The organism is Roseateles saccharophilus (genome assembly GCF_031458095.1).
GTDB classification, from domain to species: Bacteria; Pseudomonadota; Gammaproteobacteria; order Burkholderiales; family Burkholderiaceae_C; genus Pelomonas; species Pelomonas saccharophila_A.
Genome location: NZ_JAVDXU010000001.1, coordinates 890,000 through 916,424 on the forward strand (window position 1 = coordinate 890,000; position 26,425 = coordinate 916,424).

At 69.3% G+C, this 26,425-nt stretch carries 26 protein-coding genes and 1 tRNA gene; 13 read left to right on the plus strand and 14 right to left on the minus strand.

Translation table 11 applies throughout. The annotated features are described in order from the left end of the window. Positions 1-129: 129 nt before the first annotated feature. Positions 130-1,269, plus strand: coding sequence for a hypothetical protein (locus J2X20_RS03990; RefSeq protein ID WP_310261163.1), 1,140 nt, complete (start codon positions 130-132; stop codon positions 1,267-1,269). Positions 1,270-1,736: 467 nt separating this feature from the next. On the opposite strand, the gene J2X20_RS03995 is transcribed toward J2X20_RS03990, so the two are convergent. The 7 genes from J2X20_RS03995 to J2X20_RS04025 form a co-directional block, all read right to left on the minus strand. Next, the gene (locus J2X20_RS03995) at positions 1,737-2,582 is read right to left on the minus strand and encodes a CPBP family glutamic-type intramembrane protease (RefSeq protein ID WP_310261167.1); all 846 of its coding nucleotides are present in this window, start codon (positions 2,580-2,582) and stop codon (positions 1,737-1,739) included. A gap of 233 nt (positions 2,583-2,815) precedes the next feature. Further along, positions 2,816-3,256, minus strand: coding sequence for a response regulator (locus tag J2X20_RS04000; protein ID WP_310261170.1), 441 nt, complete (start codon positions 3,254-3,256; stop codon positions 2,816-2,818). Between the two features lie 108 nt (positions 3,257-3,364). Then, positions 3,365-3,688, minus strand: coding sequence for a hypothetical protein (locus J2X20_RS04005; RefSeq protein ID WP_310261172.1), 324 nt, complete (start codon positions 3,686-3,688; stop codon positions 3,365-3,367). After that, complete coding sequence (locus tag J2X20_RS04010) at positions 3,660-4,100, minus strand: hypothetical protein (RefSeq protein WP_310261174.1); 441 nt, start codon at positions 4,098-4,100, stop codon at positions 3,660-3,662. The genes J2X20_RS04005 and J2X20_RS04010 overlap by 29 nt, the downstream gene beginning before the upstream one ends. Before the next feature lie 491 nt (positions 4,101-4,591). After that, positions 4,592-4,668, minus strand: a tRNA-Val gene (locus tag J2X20_RS04015). Positions 4,669-4,713: 45 nt separating this feature from the next. Continuing rightward, positions 4,714-6,969, minus strand: a complete 2,256-nt coding sequence (locus J2X20_RS04020) for a RelA/SpoT family protein (RefSeq protein ID WP_310261177.1) — start codon at positions 6,967-6,969, stop codon at positions 4,714-4,716. Then, entirely contained in the window at positions 6,966-7,847 is an 882-nt protein-coding gene (locus tag J2X20_RS04025; protein ID WP_310261180.1) for an alpha/beta fold hydrolase, read from the minus strand. The genes J2X20_RS04020 and J2X20_RS04025 overlap by 4 nt, the downstream gene beginning before the upstream one ends. A 46-nt stretch (positions 7,848-7,893) precedes the next feature. Between J2X20_RS04025 and J2X20_RS04030 the strand changes: the two genes are divergently transcribed. Further along, entirely contained in the window at positions 7,894-8,664 is a 771-nt protein-coding gene (locus J2X20_RS04030; protein ID WP_310261183.1) for a 3-hydroxybutyrate dehydrogenase, read from the plus strand. Here J2X20_RS04030 and J2X20_RS04035 read toward each other — a convergent pair whose 3' ends face one another. Continuing rightward, positions 8,665-9,357, minus strand: coding sequence for an SIMPL domain-containing protein (locus J2X20_RS04035; protein WP_310261186.1), 693 nt, complete (start codon positions 9,355-9,357; stop codon positions 8,665-8,667). Between the two features lie 139 nt (positions 9,358-9,496). On the opposite strand from J2X20_RS04035, the gene ompR reads away from it, so the two are divergent. Together ompR and J2X20_RS04045 are read left to right on the plus strand one after the other, a co-directional pair. Further along, complete coding sequence (gene ompR / locus J2X20_RS04040; RefSeq protein ID WP_056197934.1) at positions 9,497-10,231, plus strand: osmolarity response regulator transcription factor OmpR; 735 nt, start codon at positions 9,497-9,499, stop codon at positions 10,229-10,231. Positions 10,232-10,251: 20 nt separating this feature from the next. Further along, positions 10,252-11,571 carry an ATP-binding protein gene (locus tag J2X20_RS04045; RefSeq protein ID WP_310261193.1) on the plus strand — a complete coding sequence of 440 codons (1,320 nt, stop codon included), beginning with the start codon at positions 10,252-10,254 and terminating at the stop codon, positions 11,569-11,571. A 40-nt stretch (positions 11,572-11,611) separates the two neighbouring features. Here the strand turns inward: J2X20_RS04045 and J2X20_RS04050 are convergent, their stop codons facing one another. Beyond that, positions 11,612-12,310, minus strand: coding sequence for a hypothetical protein (locus J2X20_RS04050; RefSeq protein WP_310261196.1), 699 nt, complete (start codon positions 12,308-12,310; stop codon positions 11,612-11,614). Positions 12,311-12,357: 47 nt separating this feature from the next. Further along, the gene (ispF, locus tag J2X20_RS04055; protein ID WP_310261199.1) at positions 12,358-12,846 is read right to left on the minus strand and encodes a 2-C-methyl-D-erythritol 2,4-cyclodiphosphate synthase; all 489 of its coding nucleotides are present in this window, start codon (positions 12,844-12,846) and stop codon (positions 12,358-12,360) included. A 76-nt stretch (positions 12,847-12,922) separates the two neighbouring features. Between ispF and J2X20_RS04060 the strand changes: the two genes are divergently transcribed. From J2X20_RS04060 to J2X20_RS04090, 7 genes are all read left to right on the plus strand, one after another. Further along, positions 12,923-13,624 (plus strand): substrate-binding periplasmic protein, encoded by a 702-nt coding sequence (locus tag J2X20_RS04060; protein WP_310261202.1) that lies wholly within the window; start codon positions 12,923-12,925, stop codon positions 13,622-13,624. A gap of 22 nt (positions 13,625-13,646) precedes the next feature. Continuing rightward, the gene (locus J2X20_RS04065; protein WP_310261204.1) at positions 13,647-15,833 is read left to right on the plus strand and encodes a patatin-like phospholipase family protein; all 2,187 of its coding nucleotides are present in this window, start codon (positions 13,647-13,649) and stop codon (positions 15,831-15,833) included. A gap of 95 nt (positions 15,834-15,928) precedes the next feature. Then, positions 15,929-16,501 carry a DUF4402 domain-containing protein gene (locus J2X20_RS04070; protein ID WP_310261207.1) on the plus strand — a complete coding sequence of 191 codons (573 nt, stop codon included), beginning with the start codon at positions 15,929-15,931 and terminating at the stop codon, positions 16,499-16,501. Between the two features lie 20 nt (positions 16,502-16,521). Next, complete coding sequence (locus tag J2X20_RS04075; RefSeq protein WP_310261210.1) at positions 16,522-16,956, plus strand: hypothetical protein; 435 nt, start codon at positions 16,522-16,524, stop codon at positions 16,954-16,956. Between the two features lies 1 nt (position 16,957). Then, complete coding sequence (locus tag J2X20_RS04080; protein ID WP_310261212.1) at positions 16,958-17,407, plus strand: DUF4402 domain-containing protein; 450 nt, start codon at positions 16,958-16,960, stop codon at positions 17,405-17,407. Positions 17,408-17,475: 68 nt separating this feature from the next. Continuing rightward, positions 17,476-18,309: a fimbrial biogenesis chaperone gene (locus J2X20_RS04085; RefSeq protein ID WP_310261216.1), complete on the plus strand. Its 834-nt coding sequence runs from the start codon at positions 17,476-17,478 to the stop codon at positions 18,307-18,309. A 20-nt stretch (positions 18,310-18,329) separates the two neighbouring features. Further along, the gene (locus J2X20_RS04090) at positions 18,330-21,356 is read left to right on the plus strand and encodes a hypothetical protein (protein ID WP_310261219.1); all 3,027 of its coding nucleotides are present in this window, start codon (positions 18,330-18,332) and stop codon (positions 21,354-21,356) included. Here J2X20_RS04090 and ispD read toward each other — a convergent pair. Genes ispD through J2X20_RS04110 form a run of 4 tightly spaced genes read right to left on the minus strand, consistent with a single transcriptional unit; the run spans position 21,325 to position 24,617 of the window. Next, complete coding sequence (ispD, locus tag J2X20_RS04095) at positions 21,325-22,026, minus strand: 2-C-methyl-D-erythritol 4-phosphate cytidylyltransferase (protein WP_310261222.1); 702 nt, start codon at positions 22,024-22,026, stop codon at positions 21,325-21,327. The two genes, J2X20_RS04090 and ispD, sit on opposite strands and share 32 nt — an antisense overlap. A 7-nt stretch (positions 22,027-22,033) precedes the next feature. Continuing rightward, positions 22,034-22,993 (minus strand): bestrophin family protein, encoded by a 960-nt coding sequence (locus J2X20_RS04100; protein ID WP_310261226.1) that lies wholly within the window; start codon positions 22,991-22,993, stop codon positions 22,034-22,036. Beyond that, positions 22,990-23,871: an alpha/beta fold hydrolase gene (locus J2X20_RS04105; protein ID WP_310261229.1), complete on the minus strand. Its 882-nt coding sequence runs from the start codon at positions 23,869-23,871 to the stop codon at positions 22,990-22,992. The genes J2X20_RS04100 and J2X20_RS04105 overlap by 4 nt, the downstream gene beginning before the upstream one ends. Then, positions 23,868-24,617 carry a class II aldolase/adducin family protein gene (locus J2X20_RS04110; RefSeq protein ID WP_310261232.1) on the minus strand — a complete coding sequence of 250 codons (750 nt, stop codon included), beginning with the start codon at positions 24,615-24,617 and terminating at the stop codon, positions 23,868-23,870. The genes J2X20_RS04105 and J2X20_RS04110 overlap by 4 nt, the downstream gene beginning before the upstream one ends. A gap of 72 nt (positions 24,618-24,689) precedes the next feature. On the opposite strand from J2X20_RS04110, the gene J2X20_RS04115 reads away from it, so the two are divergent. Next, a complete protein-coding gene (locus J2X20_RS04115) occupies positions 24,690-25,727 on the plus strand; it encodes an RNA methyltransferase (RefSeq protein ID WP_310261235.1) in 1,038 nt (345 codons plus the stop codon). Between the two features lie 96 nt (positions 25,728-25,823). After that, a complete protein-coding gene (locus J2X20_RS04120; protein ID WP_310261238.1) occupies positions 25,824-26,420 on the plus strand; it encodes a chalcone isomerase family protein in 597 nt (198 codons plus the stop codon). Positions 26,421-26,425 lie beyond the last annotated feature (5 nt).

The following is a 26,425-nucleotide window of genomic DNA, read 5'->3' on the forward strand; positions in this document are numbered from 1 at the left end:
AGCCACCATCGCTGACCAGTTCGCTGGCGCTCAGCGCTGACCTGGCGGAAATGAACTTTGCAGGGCCGGCGCGGTAACCTCCGTCGCCGGCGCGGCCCGCCCGCCCGGGCCCGCCACTCCAAGGAGCCAATGAAACCAAGCACCGCCTGGACCGCAGCCGCCATCGCTGTCGTGGTGCTCGTCGCCGTGCTGGCCTGGCCTAGCGCCGAGACGCCCGCGCCGGACGCCGCTGAATCGCCCCCCGCGCAGGTGCTGGCGCTGCCCTCCGCGCCAGCCGGCTCGGCGCCGCCGGCCGGGCCCGCTGCCGCGCAGCCGGTGCTGCTTGCGGGCGCCAAAATGATGGTGGTGGACTTGTGCGGCCTGGGCCGCTTCTCCGCCGCCGCGCCCGCCGCCGACGACGAGGAGCCGCTGGATCTGGAATCCCTGCCCGGCCCGGTGGGCCGCGAGCCGCTGGCCGCCGCTCGTGCGACGCTGCTGGCCCAGTTGCGCCAGGGCGACGCGCGCGCCCGCGCCGCCGCGTTGCTGTTGTCGCCACCCGAGGGGGACGACCCCGCCGCCGAGCAGGCCTGGTCGCGTCAGCTGCTGCAGCTGGCGCAGAGCAGCGGCCAGCCTGAGGTGCTCGGCTGGGCCGAGAGCGCCTGCGCGACACAGCCCGACCCCATGGCCTGCCGCCACGGCCTGATCCGTGCGCGGCTGAAGCTGGAGCCCGACAACGCCGCCCACTGGGCCGCGCTGGCCGATGCCGACCCCAGCGCCTCAGACGAGGCCTGGCGCGGCCTGCTGCGGTCGCGCCGCTGGCAGGAGCGCCCGCAGTCGCTGCTGCTGGCCGCCCAGGCGGCGCTGCCCGACAGCCTGCCCGGCTATCTGCGCCTGGCGCTGGGTGCCGAGATGCGGCTGCGCGCGCCGGCACCATCGGGCGGCGGCGAGGGCTTCATGCAGGAGCGCTGCCAGCAGCACGGCCGCACCGAGGAATGCGGCGCGCTGGCGCGGCTGCTGTCCGAACGCAGCGACGCGCTGCGCACGCTGAGCAACGCCACCGCGCTGGCCCAGGCCGCAGGCTGGCCGGCCGACCACCAGCAGCGCCTGCGCGCCGAGGCCGAGCGGCTCGCCCGCGCCTCGCCCACCTGGTGGCGCCGGCAGGGCCAGCCCATGGCCTGCGCCACGGTGCAGAGTTGGCAGCAGCACCTGACCGAGGTGGCGCGCGTCGGCGAGGTGGCGGCGCTGCGCGAGCTCAGCGCCCGCCAGGCAGCCGCCAGCGCGGTGCAATGAACGCACGCTGTGCATCGCCTGGGATTCCGATCTGGCGGAATTCCTAAGCACGCTGGAGCCCGACCGGGTGAAGGGCACCCACCCGGAATATCGACGGGGCGCTGGAGCTGCTTGAGCGTTGGGTCGCCCACCGCCTGGACCTTTCGAATGAGGGACGTCTTGCTCTCATGGGCGGGAGCATTGGCGCGGGAATCCGGGGTCCAGAATCTAAACCCCACGCCGCTGCTACCCCAACGCCAATCCTGTCGAGGGCGGCAGGTCGTGCTTCCAAGCCCTGCTGTTGCGGGACGGACGTTCGCTGCGGCCGGTACGCTGATCTACCTTCGGCGTCAAACGCCCCGCTGGCGCGCGGCTGTTTTGGGCACAGTGCTGCCGTATGGACGCCGTCCGCGACCGTCAGCTATCGCTGCGAAGCCGTCGCCGCTGCGGAGGGCCTGACACGGATAGCGGCTCCAGGCTGAGAACCGCTATCCGCGGTTCGGTCCCCATGAATTACCGGCGCGCATGCCGACCGGGAATTGGGTCAAGCCGCCCTCGCGGCGCCCCGCGGCCATATGAGCAAGGCCACTGCGATGGCTGCATTGAGCAGCGCGATCGCCGACAGGATGGTGGGGCCTTGCTGCGTCGATCCGGGTGGGTACTCGGGCACCCACAGGGATGCGGCGCCGGTGCGCAGGCCGGTGGTGTCCTGGACCACGTTGGTCGCGACGTGAAAGCCCAGCGCGAGCGGCAGACTGCGCCAGCGGGAGAAGGCGGCCCCGAAGACCAGCGCGGAAGTGAAGACGACCGCCAGGACGCTGAGCCCTGGCAGCCCCGGCCTGCAGGTGCAGCAGTGCGAACGCAGCAGATGTGGTCAGGGTGGCGGCAGCGGCTCCGCATGCCGAGTCCAGCCGAAGGAAAAGGTAGCCGCGGTAGACAAGTTCCTCGCCGAGGTTGTTCAACAAGTGGAACAGGCAGGCCGCCAGCACGGCGCCGCCGCTGAAGGCTGGATTGGCGTGCCAGAAGGAGCCCGTGACCAGCGTGACGATGCCCATCCAGGCTGCCGCCAGCGCAGTGCCAGCCAAGAAGCCTGCCGCGAAACAGCTCGCCGGCCGCTGGCCGCGGCCCAGCCCCAGGGCGGCGCCCCTCCAGCCTTGCGCCCGCAAGGCCCACGCGGTGAGCCAGGCCACCGTGGTGGCCAGCACCAGGACGGGAATGACACCCGCCGTGGGGCTGTGCAGGCCGATGGGAGGGAAGTTCAGCAAGAACAGGTAAAGCAGGACGCAGGCAGCGGCGCCAAGCAGGAAGAGCGCTGGGATTTTGCAAGAGGCCAAGGCTTTATCTCCAGGGGTCCGACGCGCAAAGGCTGGCATGGGCGTTCCTCAAGGGAATGAGCATGAGGGGGAGCCTGACGGCGCAAGCTCCGCGCCCACCAAGATAAACGCCTGCGCTGCTGATGTCGGATTCGCGGCGTTGTCGGTCTGGGGGGCAGCGGATTCGGGTTGACCGAAATGGCCGGCGAGCGGAACGGGCGGCGGCTCAGTCCGCGGAAGCCGATGCAACCTGCCTAGCTTTCGGCTTGGGGCTTCTTACGCGCCTTGACATCGAGCGCGCGTTGCAAGGCGATCTCAAGCCTCTGACGACTCACCGGCTTAATCAGATACTCGAACGCACCGAGGCTCATTGCCTTGAGAACGTCGATGTTGAGCCTGTCTCCAGTCAGAAGAACGACGCGGAAAGATCCGGCGGAGATGTCTTCACTGAGCCTGCGGACAACCTCAATGCCGGACATGTCCGGTAGGTGCATGTCGAGCAGTATTGCGTCGGGATGTTCGCTTCGGGCCAGTCTTACGCCTTCATCGCCAGTCAGTGCTCGAATGAGACGCACGTCGGGATGGCTCGACAAGAGCTCTTCCACCACGATGAAGCTGATAGGTTCATCCTCGACATACAAGACTGAGCCCCGTAGCGTTGCCGAGGCAGGGCTCTCAGTCGAGGAGGTAGTCATATCGTGCTCCACGAAGTGGGTGACGACGAGCGACCTCCAGCGCATGCGAACGGCAACTTCCAGCCCATAGCCGCAGGCCGCTCCGCTGCGGGCGCAGACGTTGCGTGCTCACGGATGGGATGGTACGTCTTGACTGCCCGTTCGCGCCATGAACCCCACGGCTGCTACGGCGTTCGCCTCCAGATGATTTCGCCCGTTCAGCACCTTACGATCATTCGCTACTGCCGGGACGGCAGGCAATGGGATAGTGAACAGATTCGTTCGCCGTCGTGGCAGCACGTAGCTGTCGCCATTCGACGAATGGACAACTTCTGCCTTCCCATTGTTCTGTTGAACTGCAAAGAGCATGACGATGATGAGGGCATCATCAACGTGATTGGTGGTGCTGTCTGCGGGGTTCTGCTCATACCTTGGCGAGGAAGGCCGCTGCATCACCCGCTTCACACTTCCAGTCTGCGAAGACGCCGACCAGATTGCATTCCACGCAGCGGCAAGCTATGTAGTACCAGCGCACGTCATGTGTGCCCTCGTACACGGAGACACCAGACATCAGCTCGAACACCTCGTTCTCGCACACGCACTCGTGCGCCTCGGGCGCGGCTTCTTCAACGTAGTCCGCACTGTCGCCCATCAGGTGTTCCTGCCCGCAGTCAGTGCAAGTGCGGATCGCCACGCCGGCTTCTTCATCGGTCTGCAGCGCGAAGGTCCGGCACCCGCAATCGCATTTGGACGCGGCAAACCGGACGGCCTCGTGGCGATTCGCAACGCTGTAGCTACGCAGCTCGGCTTGGGTGTCGCCGGACGTTGTTCCGTACCAGAACTCGCCCTTCTTCGTCAGTGCCATTGATGCTGCTCCATCATTCAAGGCGGGCTTCCCGGTAGGCCTGACGCCAGGCTCGCCCCGATCATCTGGATTTTGCCCGGCGGCCCGGCGAGTCGTCGTCAAGGGCCGGGTCGGGGTGATCGCCGAGTTTCAAGCCTGGCTTCGCGCAGGAGCCCCAGGAATATCAACAGAAGAACTTGGCCGCTACCCGCCGGATGAGCTGGGCGCAGTCTCACAACCGCCGGGTTCAACTCCTGGCCGGCGTCGAGGTGCGCGAGATCAGCATGGACGATTGGCTCAAGGCCAACAAGACTTCAAGGCCGGCTGATTGCCTGGACGGCGCACGGCGGTAGCGCGGCCATAGGCATTGGCACCTGCGTTGATCAAACCCCGTTCTTTGCGGCCCGGTTTTCCGTACTTTTTCCGTACGGCCAAAGAAAAAGCACCTAGCGTTTCCGCTAAGTGCTTGTTCTACCTACCGACAGACCGAACCATGGGATCGGTCTCAAATCTGGTAGGCGCGATTGGATTCGAACCAACGACCCCCACCATGTCAAGGTGGTGCTCTAACCAACTGAGCTACGCGCCTGAAGAGCTGCGCACTATAGCATGGTTTTTTGGGTGTCGTCCAGATTCACTTGCGGCGCGCAGAACGAACGCCCGAGATGGCGCAGAGATCGCGCAGCACCTTGGCCAGCTTGGACGCATCCGACAGCTCCAGCGTGAAGCTCATCCAGGCCGTGTCGCCGCCACCGGCCCTGGGCTTGGTGGCGCCGGGCTTCATCGATTGCGTGTTCACGGCGACGACGTTCATCTTCTCCTTGGCGAAGACTTCCAGCACGTCACGCAGCAGGCCCTGGCGATCGCCCGCTTCCACAAGCACATCGACCGGATAGACCGGTGCCTTGCCCGCGGCCTCGCCGCCGCCCCACTCCACCGCGATGACACGCTCGGGTGAACGGCGCTTCATCTCGGCGAGATTGCTGCAATCGCTGCGATGGATGGCCACGCCCTTGCCGCGCGTGACGAAACCCTGGATGGCATCCGGCGGCGCAGGCCGGCAGCAGCGCGACAGCGTCGTCAGCAGCGAGTCGATACCCACCACCAGCACGCCACCGCGCGTGCCGCTGCTGGCGCTGCGCGTGTGCTTCTGCGCGAGCAGCTCGTCCTCGTCGGCCACGGGTTCGGGCGGACGCAGCAGCAGCTCGATATTGCGCAGCGAGTACTCGTCCTTGCCGACGACCTCGAACAGTGCGTCCGCGCCCTTGAAGCCCAGGCGCGCGGCCAGTTCGTCGAGCTTGAGTGCCGTCTTGCCCTCGCGCTGCAGCAGCTTCTCGACCAGGTCGCGGCCCTTGGCCACGGTCTGGGCCAGCTGCAGCGCGTTGAACCAGGCCCTGACCTTGGCGCGCGAGCGCTGGCTCTGCAGATAGCCGAGTTCGGGGTTGAGCCAGTCCAGCGACGGCCCGCCCTCCTTGGCCGCGATGATCTCCACCGTCTGTCCGCTGTGCAGCGGCGTGTTCAGCGGCAGCATCTGCCCGTCGATGCGGGCGCCGCGGCAGCGGTGGCCGAGGTCGGTGTGCACCGCATAGGCGAAATCCACCGGCGTCGCACCGGCCGCCAGCTCCACGATGGTGGCCTGCGGCGTGAAGACATAGATGCGGTCGTCGAAGCTGGCCGCGCCTTCGGCATGGGTCGCGTCGCGCTCCCAGGCCAGCAGCTGGTTGAGCACCGCCTTGCGGGCGCGCGCCACCTGTTCCTCGAACTCGCCAGCCGCACTGACACCGGCATAGCCCCGCGCCCCCGCCTCTTTGTAGGCCCAGTGCGCGGCCACGCCATGCTCGGCGTGTTCATGCATTTCGCGCGTGCGGATCTGCACCTCCATGGCCCGGTCGTCGGGCCCCAGCACGACGGTGTGCAGGGACTGGTAGCCATTGGGCTTGGGCTTGGCGATGTAGTCGTCGAACTCGCCCGGCACCGGCGTGTAGAGCTCGTGCAACCGCGCCAGCGCCGCATAGCAGTCGGCCACGCTGGCGACGATGACGCGCAAGGCACGCAGGTCGAAGACGCGGTCCAGCGACAGGTCCTTGCCCTGCATCTTCTTGTGGATGCTGTAGAGGTGCTTGGGCCGGCCCTGCACCTCGGCGGCCAGGCCCTGCGCATAGAGATCGGCCTGCAGGGCCGCCCGCGCGGCCTCGACACGCTGCTCGCGCTCGACGCGGGTCTCGTGCAGAGCCTTGGCCAGGGCCTTGTAGGTCTCGGGCTCACGAAAGCGGAAGGCCAGGTCCTCCAGCTCCCACTTGATCTGCCAGATGCCCAGGCGGTTGGCCAGCGGCGCGAACACGGCCTGCGATTCATCGGCCAGCTCCCGCGGGCAGGGCTGCTTGCTGGCGGCGTACCAGCGCAGCGTCTGCAGCCGGGATGCCAGGCGCAGCAGCACCACGCGCAGGTCGCGCGAGAAGGCCAGCAGCATCTTGCGCACGCGCTCGGTCTGCTCGGCGCGGACGTCGGCGCGCCGGTCGGTATGCACCTTGGCGTCGCGCGCGGCCCGCTGCAGTTGCACGAGGCGGCGCGTGTGTGTGACCAGGCTGGTGTAGCTGTCGCCGAAGGCCTTGGCGACGACCTCCTCGGGCTTGTTGAGGAAATCGGCCGCATAGACCAGATAGGCGGCCGCCTGCAGTTCCTGCGCGGCGCCCACGCCCTGCAGGATGGCCGCCACGCCGTCGGCATGGGCCAGGGCGTTCTCGCCGGTGTCCAGCACCTCGCCGGCCAGCAAGGGTTCGGCAAAGGCGCGGGCGCGCACGACCTCGGCCGTGGAATGCCCCGTTCCGGCATCCAGCAAAGCAACGATGGGCGCGGTGGCCGCGCCCTCGGGCATCAAGCCTGTCTTCATGAACTGAGGAAGTCCCTCACGACCGCGATCTGGTTGGCATGGATCAAGGTGGGCGCATGGCCGATGCCGGGCAGTTCGACGAGGCGGGCGCTGGGGCCTCGCTGCGTCATGGCGCGCGCCGTCTCGGCACTGAGCAGATCCGACTCGGCGCCGCGGATCAGCAGCGTCGGGCAGCGCAACTGGTCATAGGCCGCCCAGAGCGCGGCTTCGCCCGCCGCGGCGAGTTCGGGTGTGACGGCCGAGAAGGGCAAGGCGATGGCCGGGTCGTAATGCAGCTTCCACTCGGCGCCGTCCTGGCGGAACAGCGGCTCGGACAGGGCCAGCCATTCGTCGTCGGTGTGCGGGCCGAAGCCTTCGGAGATGCTGCGCAGATAGGCCGCCCCCTCCTCCAGCGATTTGAAGCGCATGGCCTTGCCGAGGTAGGCGCCGATGCGCTGCAGGGCCTCGAAGCGGATGGCCGGACCGACGTCGTTCAGCACCAGGCGGCGGATGGGGCTGGCCACGCCGTCGGGCCGTGGCAGCGAAGCCAGGCCCAGGCCGATCAGGCCACCCATGGAGGTGCCGACCCAGTCCACCTGTTCCACATTCAGCCGCGCCAGCAGGGCCACCATGTCGGCGACATAGCTGGGGATCTGGTAGCCGGTTGGCTGGCGCAGCCAGTCCGAGCGGCCTCGGCCGACGACGTCGGGGCAGATGACGCGGTAGCGATCGCCCATGGCGCGGGCCAGGGCGTCGAAGTCGCGCCCCTGGCGCGACAGGCCGTGCACGCAGACGAGGACAGGCGCGTCCACGCTGGGGCCGGCCCACTCCCAGTAAGCCATGCGATGCAGGCCGGTGCTGTCTAGGCAATTGACGAAGCGCAGTTGGGGCTGGGTCATGATGCAATCCTTTGAAGTCATCCTAGCAACCCAGAAGGACCCCTCCATGTTGAAAGGCAAGACCGCCCTCGTCACGGGCTCCACCAGCGGCATCGGTCTCGGCGTCGCCCTCGCCCTGGCCCGTGAAGGCGCCAACATCATCCTGAACGGCTTCGGCGACGTCGACGGCCCCAAGGCCGAAGTGGCGGCCCTGGGCGTGAAAGTCGGCTACCACGGCGCCGACATGAGCAAGCCGGCCGACATCGCCGCCATGGTGGCCTATGCCGACGCCGAATTCGGCGGCATCGACGTGCTCGTCAACAACGCCGGCATCCAGCATGTGGCGGCGGTGCAGGACTTCCCGGTCGAGAAGTGGGACGCCATCATCGCCATCAACCTGAGTTCCGCCTTCCATACGACCCGCCTGGCCCTGCCCGGCATGTTGAAGAAGAACTGGGGTCGCATCCTCAACATCGCGTCCGTCCACGGCCTGGTCGCCTCGGCGCAGAAGTCGGCCTATGTGGCGGCCAAGCATGGCCTGGTGGGCTTCACCAAGAGCATCGCACTGGAGACAGCCACGACCGGCGTCACCGTCAACGCCATCTGCCCGGGCTGGGTGCTGACGCCGCTGGTGCAGAAGCAGGTGGATGCCCTGGCCGCCAAGGACGGCGTCGACAACGACGAAGCCAAGCGCCGCCTGCTCGCCGAGAAGCAGCCCTCGCTGCAGTTCACGACGCCGGACGAACTGGGCGCCCTGGCCGTCTTCCTGTGCTCGGACGCCGCCGTCAATGTGCGCGGCCAGGCCTGGTCCATGGACGGCGGCTGGACGGCGGTATAACTATTTGGTGAGCTGAACGCTGCCGCTGACATTCACCGTCACGGTCGCCTTGCCGGCCTCGGTCGGCAGGGCCATGTCGCCAGCCTCGGCCTTCATGCGCATGATGCCCATCACCGGGCGCGGTCCGGCCTCGTCGCTGTTGATGCTGACCTCGCCGACCACATAGCTGCCGTAGCCGAACTGCCTGGCGTAGTCGGCCGCCTTGGCCCGGTAGCGCGAGATCGCCTGGGCCGTGATGTCGCCCTCGGCCTTCTCGCGCGCCTCGCGCGACAGGCTGTAGCCGACACGAGCGATCGTCAACGTATTGATACGGCTGGTCAGCTGGGCGATGGTCGCCGCGTCACGCCCTTCCACCAGCAGCTCGGCGCTGCCCTGCCAGCCGCTGAGCTTGCCGGTCTTGGGGTCGTGGCGCGGGTAGAGCGAGAAGCTGCCTGTCTGCACATCGACCTGGCCCGGCTTGGCGACCTTGCGCGCCTCGGCCAGGGCAGCGTCCAGGGCCTGCTTCAGCGCCGTTTGCACGCCAGCGGCGTCCGCGCCCTCGCGGGTCGTCGAAAAGGCGATGCCCAGCACATCCCGCGTCACCTCGGCGCTGGCGCTGGCCGACAGGCTTAGGCGCTCGCGGGGCGGCCCGTCGTTGGCCGCATGGGCCGATATCGTCAGGGCAAGGGTCGACAGGACAAGGACGGCACGCATGGGGAACTCGCTTTGCAAGGAGGGAAAGCCCAGATTAACGCCGCCAGTTGGCAACGAGCTGTAACTGCTGCGTGATGTCCTACAAAGCGGGGTTTCAAAACCTGCTCACAATGCCGCTGTTACAAATTCAGGAACCGCGATGAACAGCAGCGCGACACCCCGCCCCAACCGCATCCTCGTCGTCGATGACGACGCCCGCATCCGTGACCTTCTGCGCCGCTATCTGACGCAGGAAGGCTTTGAAGTCCTGCTCGCCGAGGACAGCCGTGCCCTGAACAAGCAGCTGACCCGCGAGACCGTGGATCTCATCGTGCTGGATCTGATGCTGCCCGGCGAAGACGGCCTGACCATCTGCCGCCGCCTGCGCGCCGCCAACGACCAGACGCCCATCATCATGCTGACGGCCAAGGTCGAGGACGTGGACCGCATCGTCGGCCTGGAGGTCGGCGCCGACGACTACCTGGCCAAGCCCTTCAATCCGCGCGAACTGCTGGCCCGCATCAACGCCGTGTTGCGCCGCCGCCCGCCGCCGGAAGCCCCGGGCGCACCGTCCAAGGAACCGATGACGGTCACCTTCGGCCCCTTCGAATTCGACCTGGCCCTGCGCCGCCTGACCAAGAACGGCGAACAGCTGCCGTTGACGACGGGCGAGTTCTCCATGTTGAAGACCCTGGTGCGCCACCCGCGCCAGCCTTTGAGCCGCGACAAGCTGGCCCAGCTGGCCCGTGGCCGCGAGTTCGAGCCCTTCGACCGCAGCCTGGACGTGCAGATCTCGCGGCTGCGCAAGATGCTGGAAGCCGACCCGGCCCAGCCACGCTATATCCAGACCGTCTGGGGCGTTGGATACGTCTTTGTGCCTGACGAGAACGCCTAAGCCATGCTCAACTCCTGAGCATGGCTCGGCCGCATCTCGCACTCAATCTCTTCTGGCGCACCTTTGCCTGGCTGGCCCTGCTGCTGGCCGGCGCGGTGCTGGCCTGGCAATACACCTTCAAGCTGCTGGAAGCCCAGCCGCGCGCGCTGGAGTCGGCCGAGCAGCTGGCCGGCCTGGTCAAGCTCAGCCGCATCGCGCTGGAGCACACCGACCCCATCAACCGCGTCGCCGTCATCAGCTCGATGTCGCGCGGCGACACGGTGCAGGTGCGCGTGGCCGAGACCAGCGACCGCTGGCTGCCCTATGACACCAGCCCCTTCGCCAAGCAGCTGGCCGCGGAGCTGCGCAACACGCTGGGGCCGGACACGGTCGTGGCGCGCAGCGTCAACGACGTGCCGGGCCTGTGGGTGCGCTATGTCGTCGGCGAAGACGCCTTCTGGCTGCGCACCAGCCCGACGCCGCTGTCCATCTCCCTGGCGAGCAACTGGTGGTGGGTCGTCATCGCCCTGCTGGCCACCGTCGTCGGCTCGGCCCTGATCGCCCGCCTCATCAACCAGCCGCTGCGCGAGCTGGCCGAGGCCGCCGGGCGCATCCGCGAGGGCGAGTACGACTCGCGCCTGGACGAGACGACGATGACCAGCGAGATCCGCGAGGTCAATATGGGCTTCAACCGCATGGCCCGCGAGCTGGCCAAGCTGGAGGAGGACCGTGCCGTCATGCTGGCCGGCATCTCCCACGACCTGCGCACGCCGCTGGCGCGCCTCAGGCTGGAGACGGAGATGAGCGTCAACGACGAGCAGGCGCGCCATTTCATGGCCCAGGACATCGATCAGCTCGACGCCATCATCAGCAAGTTCATGGACTATGCGCGGCCCAATGAGACCCAGCTGCGCGAAGCCCGCCTGATAGACATCGTCGAGCGCGAGGTGCAGGGCTTTCGCGACCCCGACCAGATCCGCTTTCGCGTGCAGGTCAGCGAGGCCCTCAAGGTCTTCGTCGACGACACCGAGCTGGGCCGCGTGCTGCTCAACCTTTTCGAGAACGCGCGCCGCTATGGCCATGCGGAAGGCGAACCGGCGCGCGTGGACGTCAGCGCCGCGCGCCAGGGCTCCTGGGTCGAGGTGAAGGTGCGCGACCACGGCCCCGGCGTGCCGCCCGACCGCCTGCAGCGCCTGACCGTGCCCTTCTACCGCGGCGACGCGGCCCGCACCGCCGCCAGCGGCGCCGGCCTGGGCCTGGCCATCGTCGAGAAGTCGGTGCAGCGCCTGGGCGGCACCCTGTCCATCAGCAATGCACAGGGCGGCGGCCTGATCACGGTACTCAAGCTGCAGGCGGCCTGAGCCCCTCAGGCACACCGGCCTCAAGCAGGTGCGCCGAGCCTCAGTGGGCCGACGCGGTGCTGGCGGGTGCCGATGCCGCGGCCGGCATCGGCTCGCCCAGAGACTGGGCCAGTTGCCGCGCCAGGTCACGCTCGATGCCCGCGATGGCCGTCAGCGTCAGGCGGTAGCCGCGCAGGGCCTTCAGCGCCTCCACGGCGTCGGCGCGGCCGAACTCGGCGTCCACTGCGGCGTCGGTCAGGCGCGAGAACGAGCCCAGCACATTGAAATTGGTCTGCACCGCCATCTGGGCTTCGCGCTGGGCGGTGTAGGCCTCGGACAGGCGGCGCAGCGTGTTGATCGGCATGTGCATCAGCGCCTGGTCGGCCACGGCCGTGTCCCAGGCATCGCGCCTCAGGCCCGGCGTGAAGATGCTGATGCGCAGGCGCTGGTTCAGGATCTCGCTCAGGGCCTCGGACGACGGTTTGTCCTGACGGGCCAGGGTCTTCAGCTCGGCGTAGATCGTGTCGACCGCGGCGATGGTCTTCTGGTTCTCCTGCAGCGTCGAGCGCACCTCGGCCAAGTTGGCCTTCAGCTCGACCTCCACCTGCTCGATCGTCTTGTTCGCCAGCCGGCGGTGATGCCAGGCCTCGAAACCAGCCTCCAGACCCAGGGCGGTCAGGATGCCCAACACGATCATCAGATAGTGGATGCCGAGTTCTTTCAGATTCGTCGGGGCGTGGGTGGGCGGTTCGACATGCATGGACGCGCGGCTCGGGAAGTCAGAGGGCGCGCGATGTTAGCGACTCCTCAGCGGCACAACAGGCAGACCGCCCTCGCCTCGATGGCCCGGCCCTCGCCCACCGGCCCCATCTTCTCGGCCGTCTTGGCCTTCACATTGATCTGGCCCATGTCCACGCCCAACACCTCGGCCAGCCGCGCCCGCATGACCGGGATGTGCGGCGCCATCTTGGGCGCCTGGGCGACGATGGTGCTGTCCAGGTTGACCAGCTGCCAACCCGCATCGCGCACGCGGCGATAGGCCTCGGCCAGCAGCACCATGGAGTCGGCGCCCTTGAACTCGGCGGCCGTGTCGGGGAAAAGCTTGCCGATGTCGCCCAGGGCGGCGGCGCCGAGCAGGGCATCGGTGATGGCGTGAGCCAGGGCGTCGGCGTCGGAGTGGCCGAGCAGGCCGTGCGTGTGCGGGATGGTGACGCCGCCGAGGATCAGCGGGCGGCCGGTGACAAGCTGGTGGGTGTCCCAGCCCTCGCCGATGCGCAGGGAGGTCAAAGCGGTCATGCAGGGATTGTCGGGGAGACAGATCAGGCGGCCACGCGCTACCCTGCCCGCCATTTCCGGAGGGATGGAATTCAGCATGCGAGGTCTGCTTGTTTTGTTGCTCGCGCTGCTCTGCGGCACGGCCCGGGCGCAGCAGCTTCAGTTGCTGGTCTTCCCCAATCCCGGTCTGTTCGATGTCGCTGCTGACGGCACCGTCAGCGGCCCGGGCGCCGAACTGCTCGCCAAGCTGGGCCGGGTCAGCGGCGTGCCGCTGGGCATCCAGGCCCTGCCCATCCCGCGCGCCTTGGCCACCGCCAGCGCGACGCCAGGCAGTTGCGCGGTGGGACTGTCACGCACACCCGAGCGCGAGGCCGCCTTCCATTGGGCCGGCCCGCTGGCCAGTGGTGCCCTGGTCGTCTACGCGCGCGCCGACGAGACCCAGGCCCTGAACGGACCGCTGGACCTGCGTGGCCACGGCGTCGTCGTGCAGCGCGAATCCGCTGCCGCCAACTGGCTGCGCGAGCAGGGCATCGCAGCCCAGGAGGTCAACAACTCGGTGACCGCCCTGCGCATGCTGCAGGCGCGGCGCGTGGACTTCTGGTTCGTCAACGAAATTGCGGCCGAGCGGGTGATCCGTGCCGAGGGCGGCGCGCCGCTCAAGCACCAGCTGACGCTGGGTCGCGTGGACGCCTATGTGGCCTGCCACTCCGCCACGCCGCGGGAGCCGGTCGACAGGCTGCACCTGGCCATCCAGAAACTGCGCCGCCAGGGCGAACTGGCGGAGTTCGGCCTGCGCTGACGCTGCTATGGTGCGGGCCGCCATGAAACGCCTGCTCCTCCTTTGCTGCCTGATCGCCAGCTCCGTGCTGGCCGCCGAACCACCCCGCCCCAAGATCGGCCTCGTCCTCTCCGGCGGCGGTGCCCGCGGCCTGGCCCATATCGGTGTGCTGCGTGTGCTGGAGGAGATGCAGGTGCCGGTGGACCTCATCGTCGGCACCAGCATGGGCGCCGTCGTCGGCGGGGCCTATGCCTCGGGCCGCAGCCTCGACGAACTCGAAGCCCTGGTGAAGAGCGCCAACTGGAACTCCATCCTGGCCGACCGCCCCGCGCGTGAGCGCCTGGCCATACGCCGCCGCGAGGACGACGAGCGCCTGCCCTCGCGCATCGAATTCGGCTTCACGCCCCAGCGCGGCGCCATGCTGCCCGGCGGCGCCGCAGCCAATGGCCAGCTGGAAGCGACGCTGTCCGCGCTGATTCCCGCCACGCGGGCCGACGACCCGCTGCGCCGCCTGCCCATCCCCTTTCGCGCCGTCGCCACCGACCTGCTCTCCGGCGCCATGCTGGACCAGGCCGATACGCCCCTCTTCGAAGCCCTGCGCGCCTCCATGGCCGTGCCCGGCGTGTTCGCGCCGCTGCGCGTCAACGGCCGCCCGCTGGTGGACGGTGGCCTGGTGCGCAATCTGCCGGTCGACCTGGCGCGCCAGCTCGGCGCCGATATCGTCATCGCCGTCAATGTCGGCACGCCGCTGCTGGAGGACCGCGAGATCACCAGCGCCGTCATGGTGGCCAACCAGATGCTGCAGATCCTGACCGAGCAGAACGTGCAGCGCTCGCTGCGCGAGCTGAAAGCCCAGGACATCGTCATCGACCCCGACCTGCCCGGCATGGGCTTCATGGACTTCTACCGCGCCGACGAGGCCATGGCCACCGGCCGGCGCGCCGCCCTGGCCGCGGGGGCGCGGCTGGCGGCCCTGGCTGCACCGGCCGACCAGGCCGCCCTGCAGGCCAGGCGCCTGGGCACGCCGGAATCCGCCCTGCCCGCCCTGCCTCTGGCCGAGCTGAAGATCAGCGGCGCCCGACGCGTCAACGCCGAGGCGCTGCGTGCCGAGCTGGGGCTGCAGCCGGGTGACCCCGTCGGCCGCGCTGAGCTGACGCGGGCCGTCGAACGCCTGGACGGCACCGGTGACTTCGAACGCATCGAGACCGAGATCGACGACCGCGACGGCCAGCGTCATGTCGAGTTCAAGCTCACCGAGGCCGACTGGGCGGCCAGCCGCGTGCGCTTCGGTCTGGAGCTCTACAGCAACTTCGCCGATGCCAACAGCTACTCCCTGGTCGGCATGCATGTGGCCAACTGGCTCAACCGCTGGGGGGCCGAGCTGCGCACCGTCGCCCGCATCGGCTCCACGCGTGGCCTCAACACCGAGTTCTACCAGCCGCTGGGGCCCGGCTCGCGCTGGTTCGTCAGCGCCAAGCTGGCCTACACGGCCGGCAGCAACGACGTCTTCGACCAGGGCCAGCGCGCCCTGCGCCTGTCCAGCAGCCTGACCAGCGCCCAGATCGAGCTCGGCCACCGCGTGGCGGGCCTGGGTGACCTGCGCTTCGGTGTCGGCCGCCTGCGCGCCAGCGACGAAGTCGTGCTGCCCGTCATTCCCGAGAACGGCCGGCGCTCGCAGACCTATGGCCAGCAGTATGTGGAGCTGCACACTGACTCCCTCGACTCGCTGGCCTTCCCCAGCCGCGGCCAATGGACGACGGCCCGCATCGAATGGCTGCGCCCGCGCGGTGAATCCAGCGTCATCAATGCCTCCCTGCTCGGCCTGTCGGCCTTCCGCCTCGGCGAATGGGCCGGCCAGCTCTATGGCGAATTCGCCCATGCGGAGCGCGGCCAGGCGCGTTCGCTGGGCGGCTATCTGCGCCTGTCGGGCACGCCGGATGGCTCGCTGGTGGGAGAGAACATGCTGCTGGCCCGCGTCGTCATGGCGCGGCGCATCGGCGAGATGCCGGTGGGCCTGGGCGGCGCCGTGCGCATCGGCTTCTCGCTGGAGACCGGGGCCATCGGCGCGGGCTCGGGCCTCAAGCTGGCCAATGTGCCGCGCAGCGGCTGGCAGCAGGCCGTCAGCGGCTTTCTCAGCGTCGACACGCGCTTCGGGCCCTTCTTCCTCGCCCTGGGCGCGACCCGCAACGGCGAGTCCGCGGCCTATCTGCTGCTCGGCCCCACCTGGTGAATTGGCATTCAAGCCCTGGCTTCTTCGGCCGATAAGCCCCTCATGAGGCCCTGCAGCATGCAGGCTGGCCCCCATCGGGCATTGAGGAGAAGACCATGATGACCCTGTCGCTGAAGAAGACCGCCAATGTCCGAGGCCTGCTGGCCCTGGGCGCTCTCGTGCTGCTGGGGGCCGCCGGCATGCGTGCCGTGCAGGCCGCCGACAACGCCACCGCCTCGGCGACGGCCGTCGTGCTGCAACCCATTGCCGTCACCAAGGCGGCCGACCTGGTGTTCGGCAACGTCGTCGCCGGCAACGGCGTCGTGACCCTGGCGACGGACGGCACCCGCACCAAGTCCGGCACCGCCGCACTGCCCACCGGCGTCGCCGGCGTGGCTGCGCGCTTCGACGTCACCGGTTCGGGCAACAACACCTTCTCCATCGACTACACCGGCAGCGACACCACGTTGAGTGACGGCGGCGTCAACACCATGGCTGTCGACTGGATCACCGAAGCCCTGGCGGCGGCGACCGCGACCGGCAAGACCGACGAGACCACCGATGCAACGACGGGCACGCTCTCAAGCGGCGCCGCCTATATCTTTGTCGGCGGCAAATTGACCGTCGGCGCAGCCCAGGTCGCCGGCACCTACACCGGCGTCGTCAAGGTCACCGTCGCCTACAACTGAGGGCGCCGCCCTTCGCAGCCATGACGAGCGCCTCCTGCGCCCTGTGCGCGGCCGCCGGCCTGCTGTGCGCCCTGACGCCGCTGGCGCCCGCCCTCGCGGCCACCGCCTCGGCCCAGGCCAGCGCGGTCGTCGTCGTGCCGGTGGCGGTCAGCGCCTGGCTGGGCGTGCCCATCAATGTGCAGGACCTGCTGCTGGCCCAGAACGCGCCGGCCGGCCCGGGCACCGGCGCCCTGGTGCCGCGCGTCGTCAGCGCGACGACGCCGACCGTGCTGCGCGCCCTGCCCATCTGGATCGCCGCCGCGGTGGAATCGCGCCAGGCCTTTGGCATGGAGATGGTTGCCGCCACGGGCTCGGCCTTGCCGCCGCGCGGACCGGCCGCGGCCATCTCGTTCGGCGCTGCGGGTAACGATGGCGACGGCGAACCGCCCCTGACCATCACCGTCGCCTTCAACTGACATGAAGCGCTGCCTGCCCTGGGCCCTGATGCTGGCCTGCACGGCCGCGCCGGCGCAGACGCTGACCAACAACGGCGCCCTGTCCTTCGGCGCCTTCACGGCCGGCAGCGGCGGCACCATCACGGTGGCGCCGGGCGGTGGACGCATGAAGACGGGCAGCGTCATCCTCGTCAACCAGTCCGGCACGGCCAGCGCCGCGCAGTTCACCATCAGCGGCACGCCCAACGCCGTGTTCACCATCTCCCTGCCCATCGACGGCACGACCTTCCTGACCGATGGCGGCAGCGGCAGCATGGCCCTGAACAGCTTCTCCAGCAGCCCGTCGGTGACGGGCGTGCTGTCCGGCGGTGGCACCCAGACCATCAACGTCGGCGCTACGCTCAGCGTCGGCAATCTGCAGGGCACGGGTGCCTACAGCGGCAGCTTCAGCGTGACAGTCAACTACCAGTAGCAAATTGGGCCGTGAATGCGGCGCTTTTGCGGGCTTTGCCGCCCTCAAGTCCTGGCGACCATGCCGGCATGCGTGCAACACCCAAGCTTTTCCTGCTGGCGGCCCTCGGGCTGCTGCTGTCGCGCGCTGCGTTCGCGGACCTGATGCTGTTCCCGACGCGCATCGTCTTCGACAAGCAGCGTGCCGCCCAGGTCGAGCTGATGAACCAGGGCAAGACGCCCGAGACCTATCGCATCCACCTCGTCAACCGCCGCATGGGCCCGAACGGCGAGTTCATCGCCATCGAGCAGCCCGGCCCCGGTGAGCAGTTCGCCGACGCCATGCTGCGCTACTCGCCGCGCCAGGTCACCATCCCGCCCGGCGGCTCCCAGATCGTGCGCATCCTGCTGCGCAAGCCCGAGGACCTGGCCGCGGGCGAATACCGCTCGCATCTGCAGTTCGACCGCGTCGCCGACGCCACCGGCGCCACCAGCGTCGAGGACGTGGCCAAGCGTGGCGTGCAGGACGTCGGCGTCACCATCCAGGCTCTCGTCGGCGCCTCCATTCCCGTCATCGTGCGCCAGGGCGACACCCAGGCCAAGCTGGACCTCGCCGACCTGGCCGTGCAGCCGCCTGCCGCAGGTGGCCCCGGCCTGCTGTCATTCCAGATGAAGCGCGACGGCAACCGCTCCGTCTACGGCGACCTGCTCGCCACCTTCACGACGACGGCCGGCGTGACCTTCGAGGTCGCGCGCGCCGGCGGTGTCGCCGTCTATGTGCCCAATGCCAGCCGGCGCGTGCAGCTGCCGCTGCAACTGCCCTCCGGCAACGCCCTGCCCGCCGGCACCTTGAAGCTGGCCTTCCGCGAGCGGCCCGAGTCCGGCGGCAAGCTGCTGGCCGAGACCGCCCTCGCCCTCCCCTGACGGGCCGGCGCCCGCGCGCCATGGCCCGCTGCGTCGTCCGCCTCGTCCTCGCTGCCCTGGCCGCGTGGCCCTTGCTGGCCCTGGCCTCGCCCGACGACGCGCCCACGCCCTTGCGGCAACTGGAAGTGCAGGTCGACGGCCGCAAGCTGGCCGAACCACTGGATGTCTTCCAGACCGACTACCAGGTGCTGCTGCCGCTGGCCGCCGTGTCGCGCCTGCTGGGGCTGAACGTGCGCGTGCAGACCGCCACCGGCCGCGCCGCCGGCACCCTGCCCGGCTCTGGCGAGCCCTTCTGCCTGGACCTCGTCGAGTCCAGCATGCGCATCGGCGAGCGCCGCCAGTCCTTCGAGCCGCGCCTGGCCCAGGCCATTGGCGGCGACATCTACGTGTCGACCCAGCTGCTGGCGCGCTGGCTCAGCCTCGAGGTCGCCGTGGACCTGCCGCACTGGCAGCTGCGGCTGCGCGCACGCGACACCTCCGCCGTCGCCGTGGCGCCCGCCCCTGCGCCGCCGCCGGGGCCGCATCGCATCGATGAGAACAACCTCCTCGTGCTGGAAGTGGTGCTGGACGGGCAGGTCATTTCGGACAGCTTCTCCGCCTACCAGGACGGCACCCAGACCCTGCTGCCGCTGGGCGAGCTGTCGCGCCTGTTGACCCTGGCCATCCAGGTGCGGCCCGACCGCGGCAGCGCCGAGGGCCGCCTGCCGCGCGACCGCGCCTTTGCGCTGAACCTGCCCGAGGCCCTGGCCAGCGTGGGCGGGCGCGAGCAGAACTTCGAGCCACGCCTGGCCGGCGTCGTCGGTGACGACATCTATGTGTCGCGCCAACTGCTGACGCGCTGGCTGCCGCTGGACCTGCAGCTGGACCTTGCCACGCTCAAGCTCAAGGTCATCCCGAGCGAAAAGCTGCCGCTGCAGGAAAAGCTCGAGCGCGAGCGCCTGGCCGCGGCCCTGGCCGGCCTGCAGCCCGCCGAGCGGCCCAACTACCCCTATGCGCCGTCCACGCCGGGCGCCATCGGCGTGCCGTCCATCGACCAGTCCCTCGGCGCCGATGCCCGCTACGGCCGCCACTCGCGCCAGTACAAGGCCGCCTACACGGCCTATCTGACCAGCGACCTGCTCGGCATGGAGGGCTCGGCCTATGTGCTCAAGACCCAGGACAAGGCCACGCCCGACCTGCGCGTGACCCTGGCCCGCAACGACCCCGACGCCGGCCTGCTGGGCCCGATGAAGGCGCGTTCGGTGGCCCTGGGCAACCTGACCCTGCCCAGCGTGCGCAATGTCATGGCGGGCAGCGCCAAGGGCAATGGCGTGGCCGTCAGCAACCGGCCGCTGGACCAGCCCAACAGCTTCGACCGCCACAGCCTGCGCGGCGACCTGCCGCCCGGCTGGGACGTGACCCTGTACTACAACGACCAGCTGCTGGGCTACCAGTCCTCGCGCGCCGACGGCCAGTACGCCTTCGACGACCTGCCGCTGTCCTTCGGCGCCAACGAGTTCCGCCTGGTCTTCCACGGCCCGCTGGGCCAGTTGCGCGTCGAAAAGCAGAGCTTCCTGCTCGACCAGGCCAGCGTGAAGCCCGGCGAGCTCTTCTACACCCTGGCCTCGCAGGTCGCCGACGACGGTTCGGTGCGCAGCGTGGCCCAGGCCGACATCGGTCTGGGCAAGAAGCTGACCGGCAAGCTCGGCCTGGTGCGCCGGCCGCGCCTGGTCGGCGGCGTCGCCACCGAGGCCATGGACTATGGCCAGCTGGGACTGCTGGCCTACCTCGACGCCATGATCCTGAGCGGCCAGCTGACCGGTGTGCGCGGCGGCGCCCTGGGCGAGCTCGGCCTGAAGACGCGCCTGGGCGGCTTTGCGCTGGACGCCCTGCACACCCAGCGCCAGGGCAGCTTCAGCAGCGACCAGTTCACGATGCGCCGGCGCGACGAGCTGCGCCTGCAGGGCAGCATCAAGCTCGGCACCCTGCCGCGCCTGATGCTGGACACCAGCGTGCTGCGCAGCGTGCTGGACTATGGCGGCACCGATCTGCAGCTCGGTCTGCGCACCTCGCTGATGTTCTGGGGCACGGCCCTGTCCAACAGCCTGCGCTGGCAGCGCCTGGGTGACCAGACGATGACCGACGGCGCCTTGCAGATCAGTCGCCGCGTGGCCGACATCGGCCTGAACGCGCAGTTCAACTACCGCCTGCAACCCGGCAGCAGCCTGCAGGCCGTCGCCATCAGCGCCGACCGCAATCTGGCCGACGGCTACCAGCTCAACGCCGGCCTGCTGCGCAGCATGGATTCGGGCCTGACCCTGGTCTCGGCCGGCCTTGCCAAGAACCTCGGCAGCTTCGGCCTGGCCCTGAGCGCCAGCTATTCCAGCCAGCGCGAGCTGGCCCTGGGCCTGCAGCTCTTCGTCGCCCTGGACCGCGACCCGCGCAGCGGCCGCTGGCAGTTCGACGGCCAGCCCCTGGCCGGCACGGGTGCCGTCTCGGCCCGCGCCTTTGTCGACCGCAACATGAACGGCATCCGCGACCCCGGCGAGGAGTTCGTCTCCAATGCCGGCTTCATCCTCAACGGCGGCGGCCGGCATCCGCGCCTGACCGACGTCGGCGGCATCGCCTTCCTGAACCGCCTGGCACCGGGCCGCTATGCCGATATCGCGCTGGACCCGGCCACGCTGGAGGACCCGCAGTGGAAGCCGCTGACGCCCGGCGCGCGCGTGCTGCCGCGGCCCGGCCGCGTCGAGCAGCTGGAGTTCCCGGTGGTGCTGAGCTCCGAGGTCGAAGGCACCATCTACCTCGTCGAGGCCGGTGGCAAGAAGCGCGGCATCGGCGACGCTCAGGTCGAGCTGGTCGGTGCCAAGGGCCAGGTCCTTGCGACGACGACGAGTTCGGCCGACGGCTACTACCTCTTCCACCAGGTGCTGCCCGGTGCGCTGCGGCTGCGCATCGCACCCGAACAGGCCGCCAAGCTCAAGCTGCGCGGCACGCTGGAACGCGACCTCGACGTGCCAGCCAACGGCGACTTCCTCAGCGGCGAGGATCTGGTGCTGAAGCTCTGAGCCAGCGCTCGGCCAGTTCGAAGTCCTCGGGCCAGGTCACCTTGAAATTGGCCATCGACGCCCGCACCAGCCGCGGTGCCAGGCCCAGAGCTTCGACGGCGCTGGCTTCATCGGTCGCCGCTGCGCCCATTGCAGCGAGCGCCTTTTCGACCAGACCGAGGCGGAACATCTGCGGCGTCTGTGCGGCCCATTTGTCGCGGCGATCGATGGTGGCCGTCACGCGGCCCTCGGCATCGCCGGACTTCAACGTGTCGGCAATCGGCTGGGCCAGCAGGCCACCGACGGCATCGGGCAGGCAGGCGTCGATCAGCGCATCGACCCATTCGGGCCGCAGCAGGCAGCGGGCGGCGTCATGCACCAGCACCCAGTCGTCATCGACCGCACCGCGGCGGCGCAGCTCGGCCAGGCCGCCCAGCACGCTTTCGGCACGGCTGGCGCCGCCGACACGGGCCACCCAGCCGACATGTCCCGGCACGGCCGCCTCGAAACGATCGTCGGCCGGTGACAGCACCACCAGGGTCTGGGCGATGCGCGGCACGGCCGCCAGCGCCGCCAGCGTGTGGGCCAGCATGGGGCGGCCGGCAATCTCGACGTATTGCTTGGGAATGCCAGCGCCGGAGCGCTCGCCGATGCCGGCAGCGGGCACAAGGGCAAAACAGCGTGAGGTCATCCGAGGATTAGAGCAACAGGTAGTCCACCGGCTGCAAAGGCGGCGGCGTGTCGGCGTCGCCCAAGGCCTGGCGCAGTTCGATCTCGATGCTGCGGCAGATGGCGTCCAGCGGCAGGTCGTTGGCCTCGGTGCCGAAAGGCTCCTCAATCTCGTCGCCCAGCGCGTCCAGGCCGAAGAAGGTGTAGGCCACGATGGCGACGACCAGGGGCGTCATCAGCCCGATGGCATCGACCAGGCCGAAGGGCAGCAGAAAGCAGTAGAGATAGGCCGTGCGGTGCAGCAGCAGGGCATAGGAAAACGGCAGCGGCGTGTGGCGGATGCGCTCGCAGCCCGCGGCGGCGGCCGTCATCGCGCTCAGCGTCGCGTCGATCTCCACGGCGCGCACGCCGTCCAGCAGGCCGTCGCGGCGGCAGCGCGCCAGGTCGGCGCCCTGGTTCAGCATCAGCGCGGCCGGCCGGTTGTGGGCGGATGCCAGGGCGCCCAGGGTCGCCAGCTCGGCGGGCGCCACCAGCCCCTGCAGGCCGCTGACGTCCTGGCCACGGCCGCGCAGCAAGGCCTTCAGCGCATGGCAGAAGGCTGCCGTGCGCAGCAGCAGGCGCACGCGCATGTCGGCCAGGTCGCGCGCCTCGGCGGGCGGCGCGGGCCAGTCGATGAGGTGCAGCACCTGGCGGGCGAGATTGCGCGAGCGCTGCACCAGCTCGCCCCAGAGCTTGCGCGCCTCCCAGTAGCGGTCGTAGCAGGAACTGTTGCGAAAGCCGAGGAAGACGGCCAGCGGCAGGCCCATCAGCGAGAACGGGATGGGCGACAGCATCAGCATCAGGGTCTCGCGCGGCAGTGCGCGATGGCCCAGGGTGACGATGACGGCCAGCAGCACATTGGCCAGCAGCACACCGCGGATGCGGGCCAGGATGGAGCCGCGCAGCACGAAGAAGAGCTGCAGGGCCGAGGGGCGCTGGCGAAGAATCATGGTGGCGGCATTGTCTTCGCCAGCGCGTGTTGCACGGCGGCGAGCACCGCCTGCGGCGCCTCCATCTGGGGGTAGTGGCCTACGCGGGGCAGCTCGACGATATCGGCCGCGATCTTCAGTTCGCGCAGCCTGGCGATCATGTGGGCGCCCGAGATCGGGTCGGCACTGCCGTTGATGACCGTCAGCGGCACCGGGCAGCGCTGCAGCGCCCCGACCCAGCGCTCGCGGTTCTCGCGGCGCTCGACCATGTAGCGGATCAGCCCCGGCAGGGCCAGCCGGCCGTCGTCCCGGCTCATCAACTGCCACATGGCATCCAGCTCGGCAGCCGTCGGCTTCGCGTCGCCTGCGATGGCGGTCAGGTTGGCGCCCAGCTTGGCGCGGCTGGACAAGCGGGCGATCAGCGGCCCCAGCGGCGACAGCAAGAGCTTCTGCAGCAGCACCGGCCGATGCGTCTCCGGGAAGAGTCCGCCGTTGAGCAGGATGACGCCGCGCAGCCTGACCGGCAGGCGGCCTTCGATCGCGCGGGCTATCAGCTCCTGGGCGATGGTGTCGCCGAGGTCATGGGCCAGCAAGGCGCACTCGCTGACGCCAGCTTCGGCCAGGGCAGCGAGGAAGAGATCGGCCTGCTCCGCCACCGTGTAGCGGTGCCCGCGCGGCTTGGCCGAGAAGCCCAGGCCCAGCATGTCGGCGGCGACCAGGCGATGCGTCTGCGCCAGGTCGGGCCAGAGCTTGCACCAGTCCCAACTCGCCGTCGGGAAGCCATGGATCAGCAACAGGGCCGGCGCGGCGGCCGGCCCGTCGGTCCGCATGAAGATCTTGCGGCCCCGGAAGTCGAAATGGCGGCCCGCCGCTTGCCAGGTCTCGATGCTGGGCGTCACGCGTCGTGGCCCGGGTTCTGGCGCGCCAGGCGGCGCAGCAGGCCCGGCCAAGCCAGCTCGGCGCCGGAGCCACGCATGACCTTGTCGCTCTGGGCCCGGATGCCGGCCAGGATGGCTTGCGGAATGCGTATCAACTCACCGCCCCCCGCCTGCGCCGCAATCTGGATCTCGCAGGCACGCTGCAGCATGAACATTTTGAGGAAGGTGTCGGCGGCGCTGTGGCCCAGGGTCAGCAGGCCATGGTTGCGCAGCATCATCAGCGACGCCTTGCCCAGGTCGCGCACCAGGCGCGACTTCTCGTCCGGGTTCAGGGCCACGCCCTCGTAGTCGTGATAGCTGAGGGAAGCCAGCGGGAACAGGCTGTGCTGGGAGATCGGCAGCAGGCCTTCACGCTGCGTGCTGACCGCCACGCCGGCCACCGTGTGCAGATGCATGACGAACTTCGCATCCTCGCGGGCCTCGTGCACGGCGCTGTGGATGATGAAGCCGGCCGGGTTGACGTTGTAGTCGCTGGGCGCGACCTTCTCGCCGGCCTTGTCCACCTTGACCAGGCTGCTGGCCGTGATCTCCTCGAACATCATCCCGTAGGGGTTGATGAGGAAGTGATGCTCGGGACCGGGAACGCGGGCCGAGATGTGGGTGAAGATCAGGTCGTCCCAGCCTTGCAGGGCGGCCAGGCGGTAGAGGGCGGCGAGGTCGCAGCGGACTGCCCACTCTTCGGGGGCGCAATTCGGCATCTGGCTCATGACGGTCTCCTCGTCAAAAGGGTCGATCCAGCATAGCGCCGACAATCGGGGGCTGTTGTCACCTCCGTTCCCATGCTGATTGCCGACCTCCGCCAGCGCCTGCGCGCGCTGGGCGCCAACCCCGACCACGAAAGCCGTGTGCTGCGCCACTGGGTGCGCAGGCTGCCGCTGGAGGGTGGCAAGCGGCCGCTGCAGGGCTGGCTGCCCAAGGCTGTCTGGGAGGCCCTGCCGGGGCTGATGGCCGAGCTGGAAGGCCTGCTGTCCCTGCGCAGCGAGCATGCCGGCGGCGATGGCCAGTCCGCGCGGCTGCTGCTGGGGCTGAACGACGGCCAGACGGTGGAGACCGTGCTGCTGCCGCGCGACGGCGTCTGCGTGTCCAGCCAGGTCGGTTGTGCTGTCGGCTGCCGTTTCTGCATGACGGGCGTGGACGGCCTGATACGCCAGGTCGGCAGCGCCGAGATCGTCGCCCAGGTGGTGCTGGCACGGTGCAAGAACGCCCAGCTGAAGAAGGTCGTCTTCATGGGCATGGGCGAGCCCTCGCACAACCTCGCCAATGTGCTGGACGCCATCACCCTGCTGGGCCGCGAGGGCGGCTTCGCGCACAAGCAGCTGGTGTTCTCCACCGTCGGCGACGAGCGTGCCTTCGAGGCCTTGAACGAGTCCGAGGTCAAGCCGGCCCTGGCCCTGTCCCTGCACACGACGGACGCCGCCAAGCGCGCCGACCTGCTGCCGCGCGCGCCGCGCCTGTCGCCCGAAGAACTCGTCGAAGCGGCCGACGCCTATGCCCGCGCCAGCGGCTATCCCATCCAGTACCAGTGGACGCTGCTGGACGGCGTCAACGACGGCCCCGAGGAGCTGGACGGCATCGTGCGCCTGCTCAAGGGCCGCTATGGCCTGCTCAACATGATTCCCTTCAACACGGCCGAGGGCCTGCCCTTCCAGCGCCCGAGCTGGGAGCGTGCGAGGGCCATTGCCGCCGAGCTGAGTGCGCGTGGCGTGCTGACCAAGCTGCGCGACTCGGCAGGCCAGGACGTGGAAGGCGGCTGTGGCCAGCTGCGCGCCCGCGAGGCCAAGGGCCGGCCGGCCCGGGTTGTGAGGATTCACGCCTGATTCGAGGGTGGCGGGCGGCCGGGTACAGCCGGTTCCAACCGCAGAATCGCGTCGCCGCAGCGGCACCGCTGCGAGAAGAGCCCCCTCGGAGAAGACATGACCCAGCCTCAGACGCTCGCCGCGCGCGTGCGCCTCGCCACCCTGATCGCCGGCACCGCGCTTTGCCTGCAGGCGGGCGCGGCTCCCACCGCCACCAAGTTCGACACCACGGCCCAGCTCGGCGGCAGCACCCTGCAGCTCAATGGCAAGGGCACGCGGGTTCGTCTGGTCTTCAAGGCCTATGACATGGGTCTGTACACGAGCAAGCATGTCGGCACGGCCGCCGAGCTGCTGGCCCTGCCAGGCCCCAAGCGCCTGCAATTCACGGCCCTGCGCGAACTGCCCGGCACCGACCTGGGCCGCCTCTTCCTGCGCGGCATCAGCGACAACACGCCCAGCCAGCAGATGACCCGCCACACGCTGGCGACGACCCGCCTCATCGAGGTCTTCTCCGGCAAGGCCAAGCTGATGCCCGGCGACAGCTTCACGATGGACTTCGTGCCCGGCAAGGGCACGCAGTTCTACATCCAGGGCCAGCCCCAGGGTGAGCCCATCGGCGATGACGAGTTTTTCGCGATGGTGCTGAAGATCTGGTTCGGCGACTCACCGGCCGACGCCAATCTGCGCGACGCGCTGCTGAGCGGCAGGGACTGAGCCTT

What these genes read in the sequence shown, in the direction of transcription:
- J2X20_RS03990 (WP_310261163.1), top strand. Translation starts at nt 130, where the DNA reads ATGAAACCAAGCACCGCCTGGACCGCAGCCGCCATCGCTGTCGTGGTG.
- J2X20_RS04000 (WP_310261170.1), bottom strand. Translation starts at nt 3,256, where the DNA reads ATGACTACCTCCTCGACTGAGAGCCCTGCCTCGGCAACGCTACGGGGC.
- J2X20_RS04005 (WP_310261172.1), bottom strand. Translation starts at nt 3,688, where the DNA reads ATGCAGCGGCCTTCCTCGCCAAGGTATGAGCAGAACCCCGCAGACAGC.
- J2X20_RS04010 (WP_310261174.1), bottom strand. Translation starts at nt 4,100, where the DNA reads ATGGCACTGACGAAGAAGGGCGAGTTCTGGTACGGAACAACGTCCGGC.
- J2X20_RS04020 (WP_310261177.1), bottom strand. Translation starts at nt 6,969, where the DNA reads ATGAAGACAGGCTTGATGCCCGAGGGCGCGGCCACCGCGCCCATCGTT.
- J2X20_RS04025 (WP_310261180.1), bottom strand. Translation starts at nt 7,847, where the DNA reads ATGACCCAGCCCCAACTGCGCTTCGTCAATTGCCTAGACAGCACCGGC.
- J2X20_RS04030 (WP_310261183.1), top strand. Translation starts at nt 7,894, where the DNA reads ATGTTGAAAGGCAAGACCGCCCTCGTCACGGGCTCCACCAGCGGCATC.
- J2X20_RS04035 (WP_310261186.1), bottom strand. Translation starts at nt 9,357, where the DNA reads ATGCGTGCCGTCCTTGTCCTGTCGACCCTTGCCCTGACGATATCGGCC.
- ompR (WP_056197934.1), top strand. Translation starts at nt 9,497, where the DNA reads ATGAACAGCAGCGCGACACCCCGCCCCAACCGCATCCTCGTCGTCGAT.
- J2X20_RS04045 (WP_310261193.1), top strand. Translation starts at nt 10,252, where the DNA reads ATGGCTCGGCCGCATCTCGCACTCAATCTCTTCTGGCGCACCTTTGCC.
- J2X20_RS04050 (WP_310261196.1), bottom strand. Translation starts at nt 12,310, where the DNA reads ATGCATGTCGAACCGCCCACCCACGCCCCGACGAATCTGAAAGAACTC.
- ispF (WP_310261199.1), bottom strand. Translation starts at nt 12,846, where the DNA reads ATGACCGCTTTGACCTCCCTGCGCATCGGCGAGGGCTGGGACACCCAC.
- J2X20_RS04060 (WP_310261202.1), top strand. Translation starts at nt 12,923, where the DNA reads ATGCGAGGTCTGCTTGTTTTGTTGCTCGCGCTGCTCTGCGGCACGGCC.
- J2X20_RS04065 (WP_310261204.1), top strand. Translation starts at nt 13,647, where the DNA reads ATGAAACGCCTGCTCCTCCTTTGCTGCCTGATCGCCAGCTCCGTGCTG.
- J2X20_RS04070 (WP_310261207.1), top strand. Translation starts at nt 15,929, where the DNA reads ATGATGACCCTGTCGCTGAAGAAGACCGCCAATGTCCGAGGCCTGCTG.
- J2X20_RS04075 (WP_310261210.1), top strand. Translation starts at nt 16,522, where the DNA reads ATGACGAGCGCCTCCTGCGCCCTGTGCGCGGCCGCCGGCCTGCTGTGC.
- J2X20_RS04080 (WP_310261212.1), top strand. Translation starts at nt 16,958, where the DNA reads ATGAAGCGCTGCCTGCCCTGGGCCCTGATGCTGGCCTGCACGGCCGCG.
- J2X20_RS04085 (WP_310261216.1), top strand. Translation starts at nt 17,476, where the DNA reads ATGCGTGCAACACCCAAGCTTTTCCTGCTGGCGGCCCTCGGGCTGCTG.
- J2X20_RS04090 (WP_310261219.1), top strand. Translation starts at nt 18,330, where the DNA reads ATGGCCCGCTGCGTCGTCCGCCTCGTCCTCGCTGCCCTGGCCGCGTGG.
- ispD (WP_310261222.1), bottom strand. Translation starts at nt 22,026, where the DNA reads ATGACCTCACGCTGTTTTGCCCTTGTGCCCGCTGCCGGCATCGGCGAG.
- J2X20_RS04100 (WP_310261226.1), bottom strand. Translation starts at nt 22,993, where the DNA reads ATGATTCTTCGCCAGCGCCCCTCGGCCCTGCAGCTCTTCTTCGTGCTG.
- J2X20_RS04110 (WP_310261232.1), bottom strand. Translation starts at nt 24,617, where the DNA reads ATGAGCCAGATGCCGAATTGCGCCCCCGAAGAGTGGGCAGTCCGCTGC.
- J2X20_RS04115 (WP_310261235.1), top strand. Translation starts at nt 24,690, where the DNA reads ATGCTGATTGCCGACCTCCGCCAGCGCCTGCGCGCGCTGGGCGCCAAC.
- J2X20_RS04120 (WP_310261238.1), top strand. Translation starts at nt 25,824, where the DNA reads ATGACCCAGCCTCAGACGCTCGCCGCGCGCGTGCGCCTCGCCACCCTG.